The following is a 15,918-nucleotide window of genomic DNA, read 5'->3' on the forward strand; positions in this document are numbered from 1 at the left end:
TTAATTAAAAAACGTTCTTTTCATTAATAAGTATGCTAATTTTGAATGTATTTTCGTTAGTAGTGGCATAGATTATGCAGGCCATAAGGGGGAAATAACAAAAATGGAACGAACACCCATACATTTGCGTTTGCAAAGGAGGATATTTTATGGCTAAATAACCTACATATTATCTTAAAATTTATTCAATTTTCTAATGGCAGTATTAACAATGATTGGGCAACTTTTGCTTGCCTTAACAATTCTGGTCGGGTTACATGAGTTTGGACACTTTATCTTTGCACGTATCTTCGGTATCCGGGTAAATAAATTTTATATATTCTTCGACTTCCTTTTTCCATTACCAAATGTCTTGAATTTTGCTTTGTGGAAGAAGAAAAAAGGTGATACTGAGTACGGTTTAGGCTGGTTTCCACTAGGGGGCTATGTAGATATTGCAGGGATGATTGACGAAACCAAAGATGCATCTCAGCTGGCGTCAGAACCTCAACCAGATGAGTTCCGTTCGAAACCAGCCTGGCAGCGTTTGTTTGTGATGCTAGGAGGTATCATTGTCAATGTTATCTTAGGGATATTGATATTCTGGGGTGTAAAATTTGTGTGGGGTGATGAGTATTACTCAAAGGCAGAAGTAAACAAAGCGGGTATCTATGCATATCCATTGGCACAGGAAATCGGATTAAAAACCGGCGATAAAATTCTTAAAGTAAACGGATCTGATTACGGCGATTTTGGTGAAGTTCGTGCAGCCTTAATGCAGGAAAATACAGAGTTTACAGTTGACAGAGCCGGAGAAATCAAACAAATACCGGTTCCGAATGACTTGATTGACAAGGTAGCAACCAAAGTACCATTTATTGAGCCGATTATGCCTTTTAAAGTAGGTGAAATAACTAAAGGCTTACCAGCAGAAAAAGCCGGATTGAAAGAAGGTGATAAAATTGTAAAAATTGACAGCACTCCTGTAGTTTTCTTCCAACAGTTTCAGACTGATCTAGAGAAATATAAGAATAAAAAAGTGGAACTGGTAGTAGAAAGAGGCGGTCAGCAAGTGAAACTATATCCGGTTGTTTCAGAAGATGCTAAATTAGGATTCAGAGCAATATCTCAATTAAACGCCAGTACACAAACTTATAATTTCGGCGAAGCTTTTGGTGAAGGAGCTAAAGAAGCTTTATCGGTAATTCCAAATCAGATTAAAGGCTTCGGACGTATCTTTAAAGGGCATATCTCTGCTGGTAATGCCGTAAGCGGCCCGGTAGGTTTAGCGCAATGGTTTGGCGGTTATTGGGATTGGGAAAGATTCTGGGGCTTAACGGGATTACTTTCAATGGGCTTGGCCTTTATGAATGCTCTTCCGATTCCGGCATTAGACGGTGGACACGTATTGGTTTTATTATATGAAATGATTACCCGCCGCAAACCATCAGAGAAATTTATGGAACGTACACAACAAGTAGGTACATTCATCTTATTGACCCTGATGGTATTGGTACTCTTCAACGATACATTCAAGGCATTGTTCAAATAAATATTTCTGTCGGGGTAAAATAGCTGGCTATCTTACCCCGATTCTTTAGGTTTTATTCGCATGCAATTATTACACTTCATACTTTCTCTTTCATTCTTCATCTTCCCGTTTCAACCTCAAAAAACAGAGGAAACAAAGGCATTGCACGCTTTTCATACTTCGCTTACTGAGATACAATACAATGCCAGAGAGAAGTCTCTAGAAATAACCATCCGTCTTTTTACAGATGATTTAGAAAACGCATTGACCAAAATCAACAACGGACAAAAAGTAATGATTGGTGGAAAAAATGATAATAGCGATGCTGTGCTAAATAAATACATCCAACAACATTTTGCCATTATCACTCCTCAGAAACAGAAAAAAGCGATCAATTATCTGGGCAAAGAGCTTGAAGGCGATGCCACCTGGGTATATGTTGAAATTCCTGAAAGCCAGGTAATGAAAGACCATACGCTCTACAATGACCTGATGCAGGAAATGTTTGACGACCAGACAAATCTGGTAAATTTCTTCTACGCTGGCAGCAAAAAGACTTTTCTTTTCAATTCAAAAATCAAGAGTACTGCTATTGAGTTTTGAATTGATTTTAATATCTTTATAATTGAAAGGTACCTAAAACCCCTTTCAGCTATGACTATGTTTAAAAAAACAATACCTGCTGTTTCAAGAGTTAATCTTGTTAACAGACTGAAAATCTTTCTCTTTCTTTCTCTATTGACATTTGGTTTTACTTCCTGCCAGGATTCTGAAGTAACCCCTAAACCTAATGTTTCTTCAGAAAAACCACCTCACGAACCTGATTATGGTGGCTAAGAAGAACTTTTTGGTAAAATACTTAGCAGACTAAATAGAAAAGGATAGTTATGGGCTATCCTTTCTGTTTAAAGTGAATTTTTTCTAAGACGCCATCAAAAAGACTTTTCAATTCGAAAATCAAGAGTACAGCTATTGAGTTTTGATTTTTCGGACAGAGTTTAATACCTTTAAGGATTCAACCTTATCTGTATAACCGTATATGAAGAATCCACTATGGGTCCTCGTTCTGATGGCCGTTTGCTTTGTTACACAAGCACAAAAAAATAATCCGAAAAAAGAAGAATGGCAATCTTTGTTTAATGGCAAAGACCTGACAGGCTGGGACATTAAAATAGCCGGACAAGACCTAAATGACAACTACAAAAACACTTTCCGTGTTGAAGATGGTATGCTGCGAATAGCCTATGATGAATACCAGGAGTTTGACGGCAAATTTGGGCACCTCTACTACAATCAACCTTTTTCTTATTATAAGTTGCGTTTTACTTATCGCTTTGTAGGTAATCAAACCAAAGGCGGGGCATCATGGAATGTGAGAAATAGTGGGGTAATGCTACACTCACAATCAGCCGCCAGCAATTCTAAAGGGCAGGATTTCCCTGTTTCTTTAGAATTACAATTACTGGGTGGTTTGGGCAAAGGCGAACGCCATACCGCCAATCTTTGCACACCCGGTACTCAGGTATATATGAATGGCAAACTCAATACCCAACATTGTATTGACTCGTGGTCAAAAACCTATGATGGTGACCAATGGGTGACGGTTGAGGCGCTTGTTCTGGGAGATTCATTAATCCAGCATATAATTGATGGTAAAGTAGTTTTTGCCTTTGAAAAACCACAGGTAGGTGGCGGATTTGTAGGAAAAGATTATAGCTGGAAAGAAGCCCATGTAGATGATGCCGCCGCACAGGAATGGATAAAAAAAGACGGCACAGCCCTAACAGAAGGTTATATAGCCCTACAAGCCGAGAGCCATCCGATAGATTTTAAGAATATAGAATTACTGAATCTGAAAGGTTGCATGGACCCAAAGGCGCTTAACTTCAAGTCTTATTACCTGAAGGCTGATAATTCCTTATGTAAGTATAAGAAGTAAAAGAAATTATTAAAACTTACTACATCATGTAATAGAGTAATTTAATTATTCTATACCTTTGCGTGCATTAAAAGCTGAGTACTAAAAAATGAAATCTACAGGAATTACCACCCTTTTATTATTACTTATCGCCAACTTTTGTACGGCTCAAAGAAACTTTATTAAAGGCAAAATATTTACTGCCGATAAAGATACCCTTATAGGTTATATCGATTATAAAGAGTGGATTGAAAGTCCGAATGAAATCTCTTTTAAAATAGATATTAATCAGTCTGCCACTACTTATACTAATAATCAATTAACAGGTTTCATTATTGATTCCAATCAGGAAATATATCATTCTTTGAATTTTAATATTGAGAAATTACTCAGAAGTGGAAATAAGGTGATGTTTCCGAATATGAAGGCCTATGCTAACCGGACAAAAAAAATAGTTGAAAAAGCTGCCTTTGTAAGAGTTTTGTCTTCAGGGAAAGCCACTCTTTACCATTTTGTTGACAAGGATTCTGAAGCTCATTTTCTGGTAAAAAGAGAGGATATTTTAGAAGTACTTGTGTATCATATTATTGAAACGAAGAATTACTCTGCTAATTTCAAGCAATACCAAACTCAACTAACAACTTTATTGGCTGATGCTTGTAAAAAACTACCTATCCTTAGTACTGATTATTATGTTAATAGTATGAAGAAGTTGATTGATAATTATAACAATTGCTTCGGAGGTCCTGCAAAGCCTACGCAAACAAAAACAAGTCAGGGTAGATGGGAATATGGTCTAATAGTAGGAGCAGGATATACAAAAATGAAACACTCAATTGGTACTCCCTTTAGAAATATCGAAGTACAGGGAGATGCTAATATCACTCCGGTAGGCGGTTTATTTATTAATTATGTTTTTGCAAGAGGGAGAGGAAAATTTGCATTATTGAACGAAATTCATGCGTATCACTTTAAGAGTACAACTTTTTACGATAACGAATATTTCTATTATGATATGTATTATGCAGGTTTGCAACACCTGTTTCGTTATACTTTCCATGTGGGTATGCCTTCAATTTATGGACTAGCAGGATTTTCCTATGCTTTTATAGCGAAGCAAAACAGTACCATGCGGCGCCGGGATGGGTCTATTGAAGACTTAGTTCCAATGGGTTATCAGGTTAAAAAGAATGATGAACAAAGAGCTATTCTTGGGATAGGTCTGAGTTTAAAAAGATTAATGGTAGAAGCTAGATATTACCGCGGTAATGGATTCAGTGCCGGAGTGACTACTGCTATTCCAAATAACAGAATTGATTTATTATTAAAGTTGAATTTTGGGAAACTTTAATACTATGTTTCTTAATTACTAATCATTAATTTTATTTAACACTGAAAATAATAAAGCATTATTTCGATATATTTGAGTAAAGTAATGCCTTATTATGAAATCTAAACTAAACCTCACCTTCTTACTATTAATCATTGTCCAATTCTGTCTGGCGCAAAAAAACTTCACGAAAGCCAAAGTAATCACTGTTGAGAAAGATACCATCAGCGGATATATTGATTATAAAGAATGGATTAAAAGCCCTACTCAGATTTCTTTTAAAGAAGATATGGCTCAATCAGCCGTTACTTACACTCCTTCACAGATAGCCGGGTTTATTATTGATTCTAATCAGGAGACTTACCATACCTTAAATTTTGGGGTGGAGAACCTGCCAAGAAGCAGTAATAAAATTGTCTACTTCAATATGCGAGAGTATACCAATCGGACTAAAAAAATGGAGGCGGTCAGTGCTTTTGTCAGAATTATCTCTGCCGGAAAGGCAACACTTTATCATTATGTAGATAAAGACTCTGAACCTCATTTTTTATTAAAAAAAGATGATGAACTGACTGTTCTGGTCTATCATATCATAGAAACCAAAAACTATTCTGCCAAATATAGAGATTATCAAAAGCAGCTATCTCATTTATTGTCAGATGCCTGCAAACCAATGGCTTTTTATAAAACAGAATATTATGTGAGTAGTATGAAAAAGCTAGTGGACAATTATAATGAATGTTTCAGTGAAGCTGTAAAAAGCGTGTCTTCGCAAAAGGACAGAGGTGTATGGGAATACGGTATGATGGTGGGTGCAGGATATACAAAAATAAAGCACGCCATGGCTACACCTTATAGATATATAGATGTGATAGGTGATGCTAATATAACACCCGTTGGTGGATTATTTCTGAATTATATATTTGCCAGAGGCAGAGGCCGATTTGCCTTGATGAACGAAATTCATACCTATCATCTGAAAAGCAAGGCTTTTTTTGATAATGAGCATTATAATTATAATATGCACTATTTAGGTTTACAACATCTGTTTCGCTATACACTTTATGTAGGCAAGCCCTCTATATATGCCTTAGCAGGATTCTCTTATGCTACTATCGTTAAACAGAATAGTACTATTTTGCGCAGAGATGGCTCCGTAGAAAAGCTGGTTTCATTACCCTGGGCCATCAGAAATGATGAACAAAGAGCCATTGTCGGGATAGGCCTGAGCCAGAAAAGATTTATGCTAGAAACCAGATATTATAGAGGCAATGGTTTTACAACCGGAGCAAACGCCACCAGACCAAACAATCGGCTTGATGTATTACTCAAATATAATTTTGGCCGTGTAGACCAGAAATAATATAAAGATCAGTTCTTGTGACAGGAGTAATTCTATTCAAAATCAGGTGATTTAATAGTATCTTTCTATTTTCTGAAATAAAGATAAATTGTCAAATTCACCAAAAAGCATAACGTATAGTTAGAAATACCTAACTATATAAGAATCAAGCATTTAGTTGCTTCAATATAAAATTTTACGTTTATTCGCTATTGAATATTTTTTATTCAAATTTTGAGTAATAAAGGTATTATTTCAATAACTTTGAATAAGGGAATGCTGGATTTATGAGAATCAAACTAACAACCACACTCTTGTTAATCTTTATTGCCAAATTTTGCCTTGCTCAAAGAAACTTCATCAAAGGAAAATTAATAACGGCAGATAAAGATACCCTGAGTGGCTATATTGACTATAAGGAATGGATTAAAAGCCCTCTTGAAATTTTTTTCAAGAGAGAAATGAGTCAACCCAGTTTTGTTTACAGCAGTACTGAGTTGAGTGGCTTTATCATAGATTTTAACCAGGAAACCTATACTTCATTAAGTTTTGCCATCGAAAAACTACCCAGAAATGGCAGTAAAGTTGTCTTCCCAAGTTTAAGTGCTTATTATAATCGTACAAAAAAATTAATTCAAAAAAGTGCTTTTGTAAGAGTTTTATCAAAGGGGAAAGCCATACTTTATAATTTTGTAGATAAAGATTCAGAAGAGCATTTTTTAATTAAGCAAGGCAATACTGTCGAGCCACTTGTCTATCATATCATCGAAACCGGAAACCAGACAGCTAAAATCAAACAATATCAGATACAGTTATCGGATATACTGAATGATGCCTGCAAAAAGCTTCCGGTTCAGAGTGCCGACTATTATGCCAAAGACATCAAAAAACTGGTAGATAGTTATAATGATTGCTTCAAGATTATCCTGAAACCTGAAATCGCACAAACCAGCCGGGGTAGGTGGGAATATGGAGTGGCAGCCGGTATTGGGTATTCGCGCATCAAACATATTATTTCTACCTCTGTTTCACCTAATTATGTATATGTGCAGGGCACAGGCAGCATCACTCCTGCCGGAGGGGTATTCCTGAATTATGTTTTTGCCCGGGGCAGAGGCAAATTTGCCATTCAGAACGAGATTCATACCTATGCATTGAAAAGTACTGCAACAGATGTGGAAAGTCGTTTTCGTTATGATATACGCTATGTAGGTATCCAGAACTTATTCAGATATACATTTTATGTAGGCAAACCCTCAATCTATGTTTTAGGAGGTATATCAAATGCTTTCATCGTCAACGACAGAAGTATTGTTGAAGATGTTGACGGCGGGAAATCTGAACTTGTCTCAGCTTTTGACCGAAGAAGCGAACAAGGTCTCATTGCCGGGCTTGGCGTAAGAGGCAAAAGGCTCATGATAGAAGGTAGAGCTTGTTTGGGCAATGGTTTTTCGGCCGATATTTTAAGTATTGCCCCTACCAATCGTTATGAATTATTAGCCAAATGGAATTTCGGGCAGGTTCCTCAATAATCCTATTCTACACAATTTCAATGATAAGAGAAGCTTTTTTCTGAGCGAATATCAGGCTTAGGCTAAAAGACCGTCCGTAAAACTTTTCCACTGAATCTTGCTGGCACCAAGAATTCCACCAAAGGCTACAAAAGTGTTTCTGATTTTATCCATCAGGCTTACTTCTTCCAGATTAGGCTTTTCATTCCGGCCGTGGACTTCGGCAGTTATTCTATTACTTTCTCTTTTTATGATAAAAGTACTGGTTGCAGAATCGTCAAAAAAGTGCGCTGTTTCTCCCTTATTATGCTGAGGATTTGATGACGGTCTTACACGTATGGAAATAAATTCCTCATGTATTTCCTCATCATCCATAATATCTTCAATTTTTACCCAGTCAAACCCATCTCCCGACTGATTCATTGGCCCCGGAATATCAATCTTTATATAATCCCCTATAGCAGGTATACGCTCTACGTGCTCTCCTCTGGCATCAATCAACTCAAACGTCGCTTTTTCTCCCCCCCCCAAATCATGCCAATGATTTATAGCCAGAAGCCTGTCTTTGACTACATGAAAATGCGATTTAGCCAATTTTTCAGTAGGAAAAATCCTTTCAGAAATAGTATCGTAGGCATTGCCTTCTCTTTGCGCCGGAACAATAGTTTTCATGGTTTGCATTAATTTGTGTTTCTAAAATATTACAGCATAATTATTTAAATAAGCCCTTCTATCTAAATGTATATAAGCTTAATAAATCATATAAAAAATTATGCCAGAGTTAAATAAGCCTATCTGGAGTTTGCGAGAAGGCAATTCATCTGTTAAAATATATTAAATCAATCTCACTTTTTTTGATAATCAACTATTAACCAAGACTTTTATAGCCGGAATTACTCCATACATATGATGATAAAGAAGTAGTTCTGCTATAAAATGATAAAGATAAAATTACAGGCACTCTGGGTATATTATAAAAGCATTTGCCCATTTACATTATTAGCTAGTTTTGGGCTTCTCTATACTTATCACCAATTTCAGGAAGGTAAGGCACTATTCATTTTCTCCAAAACCCTGACTTTGGTTCTGACAGCTATCTTGTTAAAATTCCTCTATCGGATAGATGAATTTCCGTTTTATGAAAATCTTGGTATTAAGCCCAACCAATTGATTCTGATTGTTCTTGGTTTTGATTTAATGCTCTTCATTATACTCTTAAAACTAATCGACCTGTTATGACAAAAGATTTACTAGAAGCCGATAGTGTTTATCTAGAGTACAATACCCGCACTATTCTTTCTGATGTATATGTAAAGGCTGAGACAGGTAAAGTAACAGGCTTTTTAGGCAGGAATGGCTGTGGCAAAAGCAGTCTGATGAGGATTATCTTTGGTTCGTTGAGGGGTAATTTCCAGTCAGTCAGACTTAATAAGCAGTATCAGGCGTCTTTATTAACGATGCCCGATGCCATCAGATATTTACCTCAAAAAACCTTTATTCCTAAACGACTTAGCATTCAGGTGATATGTCATTTATTTAAAGTTTCATTCAACGATATTGTAAATGAGTTTCCAATTATTGAAAAGTATCAGTATCAAAAATTAAGCAGCTTATCAGGTGGTGAAATCCGCTTGTTTGAGGCAATTGTTGTCCTATTATCAGAGGTAAAGTTTGTTATATTAGATGAGCCATTCTCACATATTATGCCTTTGCATGTGGAAAAATTAAAAGAAATCATCAACAGGGAGAAACATAAAAAAGGAATCATCATAACCGACCACCTCTATAAGCATATCATGGAAGTAAGCGATGATTTATACTTAATCAGAGATGGTAAAACCTTCAAAATACATACGCATGACGATTTGATAAGGCATGGGTATATACTAGAGTAATAAAAAGATAGTTGGCTTTTTGTGCAAATCAGGTTTTTGTTTTTTCCATTCCCGAACTGGTAGCGTTCTGATTAATTCGTCTTCGGCTGTGATGTTAGCAGCGATACATAGCAATGTTTCAGGATGAAGATTTTGTAGTGCATCTTCTAATAATTGATTATTGCGATAAGGCGTTTCCATAAAAATCTGTGTCTGCTGCTTGGTTTTAGCTGTCTGCTCCAGATTTTTAAGGGCTTTTATTTTTGCAGCTTTTTCAATAGGTAAATAACCATGAAAAGTAAAGCTCTGCCCGTTAAATCCTGAACCCATCAGGGCCAATAAAATAGAACTAGGCCCAACTAAAGGTCTTACTTTATAGCCTAATTGATGTGAAAAGCCAACAGCCACAGCCCCAGGGTCAGCAATACCCGGACATCCTGCTTCGCTGATAATCCCTGCATCAGTTTTCAGTTTCTTCAATTGAGCCATTGTCTGCTCCTGTGGGGTATCTTTATTCAATTCGAAGAAAGTCAGTTCATCAATTACTTTACCAAGTTTCAGGCTGCTGATAAATCGTCTGGCTGTGCGCAGGTCTTCTACAAAAAAGGTATTCAGATGCTTTACTACCTCAATAATCTGAGGAGATAAGACATTGTCTTGGGTATCGGGAGCTAATATGGTTGGGATTAAGAATATGGTCATATATATGCTTTACGATTATATGTATCACGATTTTTTAAATCGTTTAAAAGTATCTGATAAAAGAAACGATTTGAAAAATCGTGATACAAATTAAAAAGGGAAGTATTTTTCATTAACAAAAGTCCAGGGATAATCTTCCCAATTTTTTACTACTCCTGCCTTTACAGGGTTCATCAAAATATAATGTATAATTCTCTTTAATTCTTGATTATTTCTTACTGCACGGTCATAACTTTCACGTGCCCAGAATGCTCCTTCTCTGTCAAGTAATTGATTAGCTTTATTGGCAATATACCTTTTCAGTGAATGCATAACTCCATATAACGCTCTATCTTCATTCAACCAAAATAGTAAATGAACATGATTCGACATTATAGTAAAACATATCATTTCATATCGTTTTGAGTGAAAATATAAAAAACTATCATAGGCAAGTTGAGCAATAGTAGGGCTTCTAAACCAATGAGGTTCATTAAGTTGAGTATCTAGTAATTAATCAAATTTTCCAAAATATCTTCTGTTTTGCTCGTCTACCAATTCTAATTTCTTTTCAGTAAGTATTTCCAAAGAGTTAATGTTAATCAAAGATTTCTCATTATCTTGATGCAATTCTTCAATAATTGACTTTGGCAGACTATCAACTAAACGAGCTGTAACAAAATAAGCCAAATCATTTGTTGGCTAAAAATGTGGCAAATATCTCCGATATTCTTCTTTGATTTTGTACATTTTACTTTTCTTTTATACGATTTAAAAAATCGTGATACAACTTCAGATTCCACATAGAAAATAAAATCAGAATTATGTAAACAACTGAGATAGTATAAGACAGATAAATGAAAAATTCGTGATAATTGATGCTTTTTTGAAAGAAGTTCTTATAAAAAAGTACAAGAATACTCCCCAGATAAGCATAATAATCGGCAAAGGTAATCATAAAACCCACAGTACCCGATTGTTTAAACGCAGCAATCATCCGTTCAAAATAAAGACTATTGCACATGGCATAGGCCATATACAATCCTAAGCCCAGCAATGTTAACCAACTCACAGGAGATAGAACACCTTGTTGATAAAGTAAAGTGCTGATGCCAATTAAAGCGCCACCTAATACCATCAGACACTCAATAATTACAAAAGCTTTATAGTTATTTTGCACCCAGCGCATAGCAGCCATCATCAGCAAAACGGTAATAGCAATGGGAATTTCGGTTTGCGTAAAAATGGCAGAATTATTCCCATAGCCTAAAGTCTTCCATATTTCAGGAGCAAAATTATCCCTGAACTCACGGAAGGTTGTGAGCAATATATAAGAGATAACAAAAATGGTAAGGCTTAGCGTAAACTCCTTAATAAAAGCCCGTCTGTCTTCTTTTTGCATAGGTTTCCTTTCTGAGCGACTGGCCTTGTCTTCCAAGTTTGGTGGAGGGATTTGCCCCATCAGCCATACACAAAAACTAAAAGGGGCAAGCATAATAGCACAAGCCACAAAAGGCATCCAGAATTCGCTTACCTCTAAGCTTGTCATCACCCATTTACCTATGCTCTTGGCGAAGCCTGAGCCCATTATGAATGAGGCTGTTAGTACTGCTACTAATAGATCGGTTACTCTCCTACCCTCCAGGAATCCAAGCATAATCCCATAGACCATTCCCAAAGGCAAACTTGCCAGAAAGATAAAAAAGAGGTTATAAGGCGCTGGCACTAAGGCGAAAAACAGATAACAAAGCCATGATAGCAGAATAATGATGATAAGATTTTTTGCCCGGTTAGCGGGCTGCATTTCGGAGACATATTTAATACCCAAACCTTTGGAAACCGCAAAGCCTAATACCTGTGCGGTGATAATGAGGATTTTATAATTCACTCCAAAGTAAAAAAGTTCGTCGTAGGTAGCGGCTGTGTAGGCACGCCTGAAAGGATAAAAACATAGGTACGTAAAAAAAGCAGCAAGAGAGGTAAATAGCGTAAATGCCCATGTATGAATGGCTAAATAGGCCTTTAGTTTTTGCATAGTGTATGAAGTGTAGGGTGATTCAAAGCTCTTCTGAGACCCGATCAGAGAAGATTAATGAAATTTTCATAGATGTATATTCATGCAAATTTGAGAATTCAATCGGAATTACCTAATTTTACACCAAAAAATTAGCTTTTATTCTAAGCCAAAATACATGAGAGAGATACAATTTAGAGAAGCCCTGCGCGAAGCCCTTTCAGAAGAGATGAGACGTGACGAAAACGTTTTTCTGATGGGTGAAGAAGTAGCCGAATACAACGGTGCCTATAAAGTGAGCCAAGGAATGCTTGATGAATTTGGCCCTAAACGTGTAATTGACACCCCTATTGCCGAGCTTGGTTTTGCAGGTATTGGCGTAGGTGCAGCAGCCAATGGTTTGCGTCCGATTATTGAGTTCATGACTTTTAACTTCTCGTTAGTAGCCATCGACCAGATTATTAACTCTGCCGCAAAAATGATGGCCATGTCAGCCGGTCAATACACTTGTCCGATTGTATTCCGTGGGCCAACTGGTAATGCCGGACAATTAGGTGCACAACACTCTCAAAACTTCGAGAACTGGTTTGCCAATACTCCGGGTTTGAAAGTAGTAGTGCCTCATAGCCCTTATGATGCGAAAGGTTTATTGAAATCTTCTATCAGAGATAATGACCCTGTTATCTTTATGGAATCGGAGGTGATGTATGGTGATAAAGGTGGAGTTCCTGAAGAAGAATACTTAATCCCACTTGGACAAGCCAATGTATTGAAAGAAGGTTCTGATGTAACTATCGTTTCATTTGGTAAAATGATTCCAAGAGTAGTATTACCTGCAATTGCTGAATTAGAAAAAGAGGGTATCAAAGCTGAATTGATTGACTTACGTACTGTAAGACCAATCGACTACGCTACTGTTATCAACTCAGTGAAGAAAACAAATCGTTGTGTAGTAGTAGAAGAAGCATGGCCATTGGCAGCGATTTCTTCTGAAATCACTTACCACTTGCAACGTTATGCTTTCGATTATCTGGATGCTCCGGTAATTCGTGTGAATAATATGGATATACCTCTACACTATGCACCGACATTGATTGAAGCAACTTTACCTAACGTAAAACGTACCATTGATGCAGTGAAAAGCGTAATGTATAAAAAATAAGATAGAAAATCTCTACTTGAAATAGATAATCCCCGGAGCGATTCGGGGATTATTGTTATCGGCCTATCCTGATGCCAAATGTTGTCAGATTCTGTGACCATTTGTCTGATGCTTCGTAAGGAAGAAAACCATTACGGGTATCACGGCGTTGAAAGAAATTATTGACATCTCCTTCCAAAAACAAGCTGAATGCCTTATATCCTATATTTAAAATCAAACCATAACGGTAGGGATTATCACTGCTTCTGATAGGAACTTTCCCTTCTCTCTGGTTAATAGCCTTAATCTCAGAAAGAATCTGGCTTCCTCCTATCAAACGCCCGATATAGGCACCAAAGCCGAAATGAAAAGTCTTCTGATTATCAGCCCCGTAAAAATTAATGGTTGGATTAATCTTAAAGTTGGCATAAAACAGAGACTGATTGGATGTGCTTTCGGGGTCTCGCTTGATATTATCTGAACTCACGTAGTTTTCAACCGTATAGTAATTACCATTAGTTGCAGGCCGATAAATTGCCACGGTGTCATATACACTCGTATTGGCATTATTGACTCTTAGCAAATAAGAAGTTTTTCTGGTGCTTACACTGCTCAGATAATACCAGTTAATGTCAAATCCATATCTTAATAGCACTTCTTTATGCCCTGTACGAATGAAACTTTCCTGCCTGGTAAGACCTATACTCAGACTGGGAGAGGCCAGAGTTTTATATCTGAAAAGCTCGTCGCTGTTTTTAAAAGCCGAACTACCTCTTTGCAGATATTTGACCGAAGTAAAGCCAAATGAAAAATTCAGATAAGTATTGCGTGTGAGCCTTTGCCAGGGAGTCAACCCCTCGAGTTCTCGCTGGCGAGTAGCCTCTTTAGTATAATTGTTCCCCTCATAATCCTGACGGATGCTTCTTCTGACATTAGACGGCATTTCCTCCAGATCCTGATTCATCTGCTTCACCATTCTGTTTAAATCGTATTTCTCCAGTGCTTTGAGGTCTTCTTTGGATTCTCCCCACAAAACGATTCTTTTTCGTTTTCCAATGTTGATAACTATCGAATCTACGTCGACTTTATCAATAAACAGGGATGCATAAGTATCGGCACTTATGGCAAAAAGCAGTAAGAAGAAAATCTTTTTCATGTGGAAGCAGGTCAGCATTCTTAAAATACGTTCATAGACATATAACTACGCAAACAACCATTGGTTTGGCAGATATATTTTCAATCAATGTAAACAGTTTTACTTAATTGTAGAATCGGCAGGCATTGTTTCATTTTTGAAACTTTGCTTCACAAATGCCCATATTTTATTGGGCTTATTAGGGTCTGTAGCCTCAGGGGTCTTCTCTACTTGCTTCGCTAAACGTTCGTTGCGTTTCTTCTTCTTTTCTTTCGGAGCTATTACATAATCTTCCTGGTCTTCAGGAATCTCCAGAATAGCTACACGTTCACGTTTAGCGGGTGCTGCGGCAGGTTTTTCTGCCACTTTATTAGGTCTGAATATAATCGGTGCATCAAAAATAACCGGGCGTACAAAAGCAGGTTCGTTTCTTGAGGTTACATTATTATAACTAAACTCCTGCTCGCCACCCTCAGTGGTTACCATATTATTAAACTCTTCGTTAGGCACTTCATTTTCAGCAATAGCTTGTTGTTCTACTTCATGTACAGGCTGAATGATTCTTTTGTGAACCGGGCGATTTTCTTGAGTTTCTTTACTATTTTCGGGTATTTCTGCTACAGATATAGCAGTAGTTTTTTCAGGTAAAATCAGTTGTGCAGACTTAGTAGCATCTTGGTTTTTTACATTAGGGTCACTGGTAATAGTATTTCTATTTTCGATTAATAGATACCCACCAAATAAACTTGCCATCACAATGCCAGCAGCCACGGCACCTAACCAGAACGATGGAACCTTGTTCTCATCTTTCTTTTCAATGCGTTGCCAAACCTCACTTTTATTCCAGTCAGGAGTAAAGTCAGAATTGTCGAGATTTTCACGGATTTTATTATAGAATTCCTCTGCTTGCATGACTTTTGTCGGTCATTAATATTTTCTTTTGTAATAATTTTCGGGCATGATTCAACTGCGACTTTGAGGTCCCCTCACTGATATGCAGTTGTTCAGCAATTTCCTTATGCGTGTAGCCTTCAATGGCATATAGGTTAAAAACCGTGCGATAACCATCAGGCAGCTCGGCTATGAGCCGATAAATCTCCTCAGTCGAAATCTTATCTAATACATTATCGTCAATCGGTATTTCGATTGCTTCACTCTCGGGCATCAGATGAAAACTGGCTTGGCGACGCAACAGCATCAGCGCTTCGTTTACCACAATTTTCTTCATCCATGCTTCAAAGGATCTCAGATTATCAAACCTGAAATTAGTAATCCCCTCAAAAATCTTCAAAAAAGACTCCACCATCAAATCTTCGGCCAACATACGTTCCCGAACATACCGGTAGGCTATACGATACAAAAAGCTACCATATTGCTCAAATATTTCTTTCTGAGCAGCAGCGTCTTTGTGTCGCAAACGTTCGATTGTAGAGGTTAGAACCAAGTTTAAACAGGGCTTTTA

The 15,918-nt window shown here is 37.1% G+C and carries 16 protein-coding genes and 1 pseudogene; 10 read left to right on the forward strand and 7 right to left on the reverse strand.

The window, feature by feature from the left end:
- Positions 1–196: 196 nt before the first annotated feature.
- The 7 genes from rseP to ACYVFA_RS27865 all read left to right on the forward strand — a co-directional run bounded on the left by rseP (position 197) and on the right by ACYVFA_RS27865 (position 7,632).
- Positions 197–1,531 carry a M50 family metallopeptidase gene (rseP, locus tag ACYVFA_RS27835; protein ID WP_460475140.1) on the forward strand — a complete coding sequence of 445 codons (1,335 nt, stop codon included), beginning with the start codon at positions 197–199 and terminating at the stop codon, positions 1,529–1,531.
- A 60-nt stretch (positions 1,532–1,591) separates the two neighbouring features.
- Complete coding sequence (locus tag ACYVFA_RS27840; RefSeq protein WP_460475141.1) at positions 1,592–2,113, forward strand: DUF6702 family protein; 522 nt, start codon at positions 1,592–1,594, stop codon at positions 2,111–2,113.
- A 51-nt stretch (positions 2,114–2,164) separates the two neighbouring features.
- On the forward strand, positions 2,165–2,347 hold the full coding sequence (locus tag ACYVFA_RS27845) for a hypothetical protein (RefSeq protein ID WP_460475142.1): 183 nt from the start codon (positions 2,165–2,167) through the stop codon (positions 2,345–2,347).
- A 202-nt stretch (positions 2,348–2,549) separates the two neighbouring features.
- On the forward strand, positions 2,550–3,449 hold the full coding sequence (locus tag ACYVFA_RS27850) for a 3-keto-disaccharide hydrolase (protein ID WP_460475143.1): 900 nt from the start codon (positions 2,550–2,552) through the stop codon (positions 3,447–3,449).
- 88 nt (positions 3,450–3,537) lie between these two features.
- Positions 3,538–4,779: a hypothetical protein gene (locus ACYVFA_RS27855; RefSeq protein ID WP_460475144.1), complete on the forward strand. Its 1,242-nt coding sequence runs from the start codon at positions 3,538–3,540 to the stop codon at positions 4,777–4,779.
- 94 nt (positions 4,780–4,873) lie between these two features.
- The gene (locus tag ACYVFA_RS27860) at positions 4,874–6,121 is read left to right on the forward strand and encodes a hypothetical protein (RefSeq protein WP_460475145.1); all 1,248 of its coding nucleotides are present in this window, start codon (positions 4,874–4,876) and stop codon (positions 6,119–6,121) included.
- 266 nt (positions 6,122–6,387) lie between these two features.
- On the forward strand, positions 6,388–7,632 hold the full coding sequence (locus ACYVFA_RS27865; RefSeq protein ID WP_460475146.1) for a porin family protein: 1,245 nt from the start codon (positions 6,388–6,390) through the stop codon (positions 7,630–7,632).
- 57 nt (positions 7,633–7,689) lie between these two features.
- Here ACYVFA_RS27865 and ACYVFA_RS27870 read toward each other — a convergent pair whose 3' ends face one another.
- Complete coding sequence (locus tag ACYVFA_RS27870; protein WP_460475147.1) at positions 7,690–8,283, reverse strand: hypothetical protein; 594 nt, start codon at positions 8,281–8,283, stop codon at positions 7,690–7,692.
- Between the two features lie 264 nt (positions 8,284–8,547).
- Between ACYVFA_RS27870 and ACYVFA_RS27875 the strand changes: the two genes are divergently transcribed.
- A complete protein-coding gene (locus ACYVFA_RS27875; protein WP_460475148.1) occupies positions 8,548–8,850 on the forward strand; it encodes a hypothetical protein in 303 nt (100 codons plus the stop codon).
- The gene (locus ACYVFA_RS27880) at positions 8,847–9,506 is read left to right on the forward strand and encodes an ATP-binding cassette domain-containing protein (protein ID WP_460475149.1); all 660 of its coding nucleotides are present in this window, start codon (positions 8,847–8,849) and stop codon (positions 9,504–9,506) included. The genes ACYVFA_RS27875 and ACYVFA_RS27880 overlap by 4 nt, the downstream gene beginning before the upstream one ends.
- Here ACYVFA_RS27880 and ACYVFA_RS27885 read toward each other — a convergent pair.
- The 3 genes and pseudogenes from ACYVFA_RS27885 to ACYVFA_RS27895 all read right to left on the reverse strand — a co-directional run bounded on the left by ACYVFA_RS27885 (position 9,498) and on the right by ACYVFA_RS27895 (position 12,201).
- On the reverse strand, positions 9,498–10,187 hold the full coding sequence (locus tag ACYVFA_RS27885; protein ID WP_460475150.1) for an SAM-dependent methyltransferase: 690 nt from the start codon (positions 10,185–10,187) through the stop codon (positions 9,498–9,500). The genes ACYVFA_RS27880 and ACYVFA_RS27885 overlap by 9 nt on opposite strands.
- A 90-nt stretch (positions 10,188–10,277) precedes the next feature.
- Positions 10,278–10,640, reverse strand: a pseudogene (locus tag ACYVFA_RS27890) (REP-associated tyrosine transposase); the annotation flags it as partial.
- 277 nt (positions 10,641–10,917) lie between these two features.
- On the reverse strand, positions 10,918–12,201 hold the full coding sequence (locus ACYVFA_RS27895) for a DUF5690 family protein (protein WP_460475151.1): 1,284 nt from the start codon (positions 12,199–12,201) through the stop codon (positions 10,918–10,920).
- Positions 12,202–12,358: 157 nt separating this feature from the next.
- Here ACYVFA_RS27895 and ACYVFA_RS27900 point away from each other — a divergent pair, with 157 nt between their 5' ends.
- On the forward strand, positions 12,359–13,342 hold the full coding sequence (locus ACYVFA_RS27900) for an alpha-ketoacid dehydrogenase subunit beta (protein WP_460475152.1): 984 nt from the start codon (positions 12,359–12,361) through the stop codon (positions 13,340–13,342).
- Between the two features lie 55 nt (positions 13,343–13,397).
- Here ACYVFA_RS27900 and ACYVFA_RS27905 read toward each other — a convergent pair whose 3' ends face one another.
- The 3 genes from ACYVFA_RS27905 to ACYVFA_RS27915 all read right to left on the reverse strand — a co-directional run bounded on the left by ACYVFA_RS27905 (position 13,398) and on the right by ACYVFA_RS27915 (position 15,900).
- Positions 13,398–14,477, reverse strand: a complete 1,080-nt coding sequence (locus ACYVFA_RS27905; RefSeq protein ID WP_460475153.1) for a hypothetical protein — start codon at positions 14,475–14,477, stop codon at positions 13,398–13,400.
- Positions 14,478–14,576: 99 nt separating this feature from the next.
- Complete coding sequence (locus ACYVFA_RS27910) at positions 14,577–15,368, reverse strand: hypothetical protein (protein WP_460475154.1); 792 nt, start codon at positions 15,366–15,368, stop codon at positions 14,577–14,579.
- Positions 15,346–15,900 (reverse strand): RNA polymerase sigma factor, encoded by a 555-nt coding sequence (locus ACYVFA_RS27915; protein ID WP_460475155.1) that lies wholly within the window; start codon positions 15,898–15,900, stop codon positions 15,346–15,348. The genes ACYVFA_RS27910 and ACYVFA_RS27915 overlap by 23 nt, the downstream gene beginning before the upstream one ends.
- Positions 15,901–15,918 lie beyond the last annotated feature (18 nt).

It is taken from the genome of Emticicia fontis, assembly GCF_054779675.1.

What these genes read in the sequence shown, in the direction of transcription:
- rseP (WP_460475140.1), top strand. Translation starts at nt 197, where the DNA reads ATGGCAGTATTAACAATGATTGGGCAACTTTTGCTTGCCTTAACAATT.
- ACYVFA_RS27840 (WP_460475141.1), top strand. Translation starts at nt 1,592, where the DNA reads ATGCAATTATTACACTTCATACTTTCTCTTTCATTCTTCATCTTCCCG.
- ACYVFA_RS27845 (WP_460475142.1), top strand. Translation starts at nt 2,165, where the DNA reads ATGACTATGTTTAAAAAAACAATACCTGCTGTTTCAAGAGTTAATCTT.
- ACYVFA_RS27850 (WP_460475143.1), top strand. Translation starts at nt 2,550, where the DNA reads ATGAAGAATCCACTATGGGTCCTCGTTCTGATGGCCGTTTGCTTTGTT.
- ACYVFA_RS27855 (WP_460475144.1), top strand. Translation starts at nt 3,538, where the DNA reads ATGAAATCTACAGGAATTACCACCCTTTTATTATTACTTATCGCCAAC.
- ACYVFA_RS27860 (WP_460475145.1), top strand. Translation starts at nt 4,874, where the DNA reads ATGAAATCTAAACTAAACCTCACCTTCTTACTATTAATCATTGTCCAA.
- ACYVFA_RS27865 (WP_460475146.1), top strand. Translation starts at nt 6,388, where the DNA reads ATGAGAATCAAACTAACAACCACACTCTTGTTAATCTTTATTGCCAAA.
- ACYVFA_RS27870 (WP_460475147.1), bottom strand. Translation starts at nt 8,283, where the DNA reads ATGAAAACTATTGTTCCGGCGCAAAGAGAAGGCAATGCCTACGATACT.
- ACYVFA_RS27875 (WP_460475148.1), top strand. Translation starts at nt 8,548, where the DNA reads ATGATAAAGATAAAATTACAGGCACTCTGGGTATATTATAAAAGCATT.
- ACYVFA_RS27880 (WP_460475149.1), top strand. Translation starts at nt 8,847, where the DNA reads ATGACAAAAGATTTACTAGAAGCCGATAGTGTTTATCTAGAGTACAAT.
- ACYVFA_RS27885 (WP_460475150.1), bottom strand. Translation starts at nt 10,187, where the DNA reads ATGACCATATTCTTAATCCCAACCATATTAGCTCCCGATACCCAAGAC.
- ACYVFA_RS27895 (WP_460475151.1), bottom strand. Translation starts at nt 12,201, where the DNA reads ATGCAAAAACTAAAGGCCTATTTAGCCATTCATACATGGGCATTTACG.
- ACYVFA_RS27900 (WP_460475152.1), top strand. Translation starts at nt 12,359, where the DNA reads ATGAGAGAGATACAATTTAGAGAAGCCCTGCGCGAAGCCCTTTCAGAA.
- ACYVFA_RS27905 (WP_460475153.1), bottom strand. Translation starts at nt 14,477, where the DNA reads ATGAAAAAGATTTTCTTCTTACTGCTTTTTGCCATAAGTGCCGATACT.
- ACYVFA_RS27910 (WP_460475154.1), bottom strand. Translation starts at nt 15,368, where the DNA reads ATGCAAGCAGAGGAATTCTATAATAAAATCCGTGAAAATCTCGACAAT.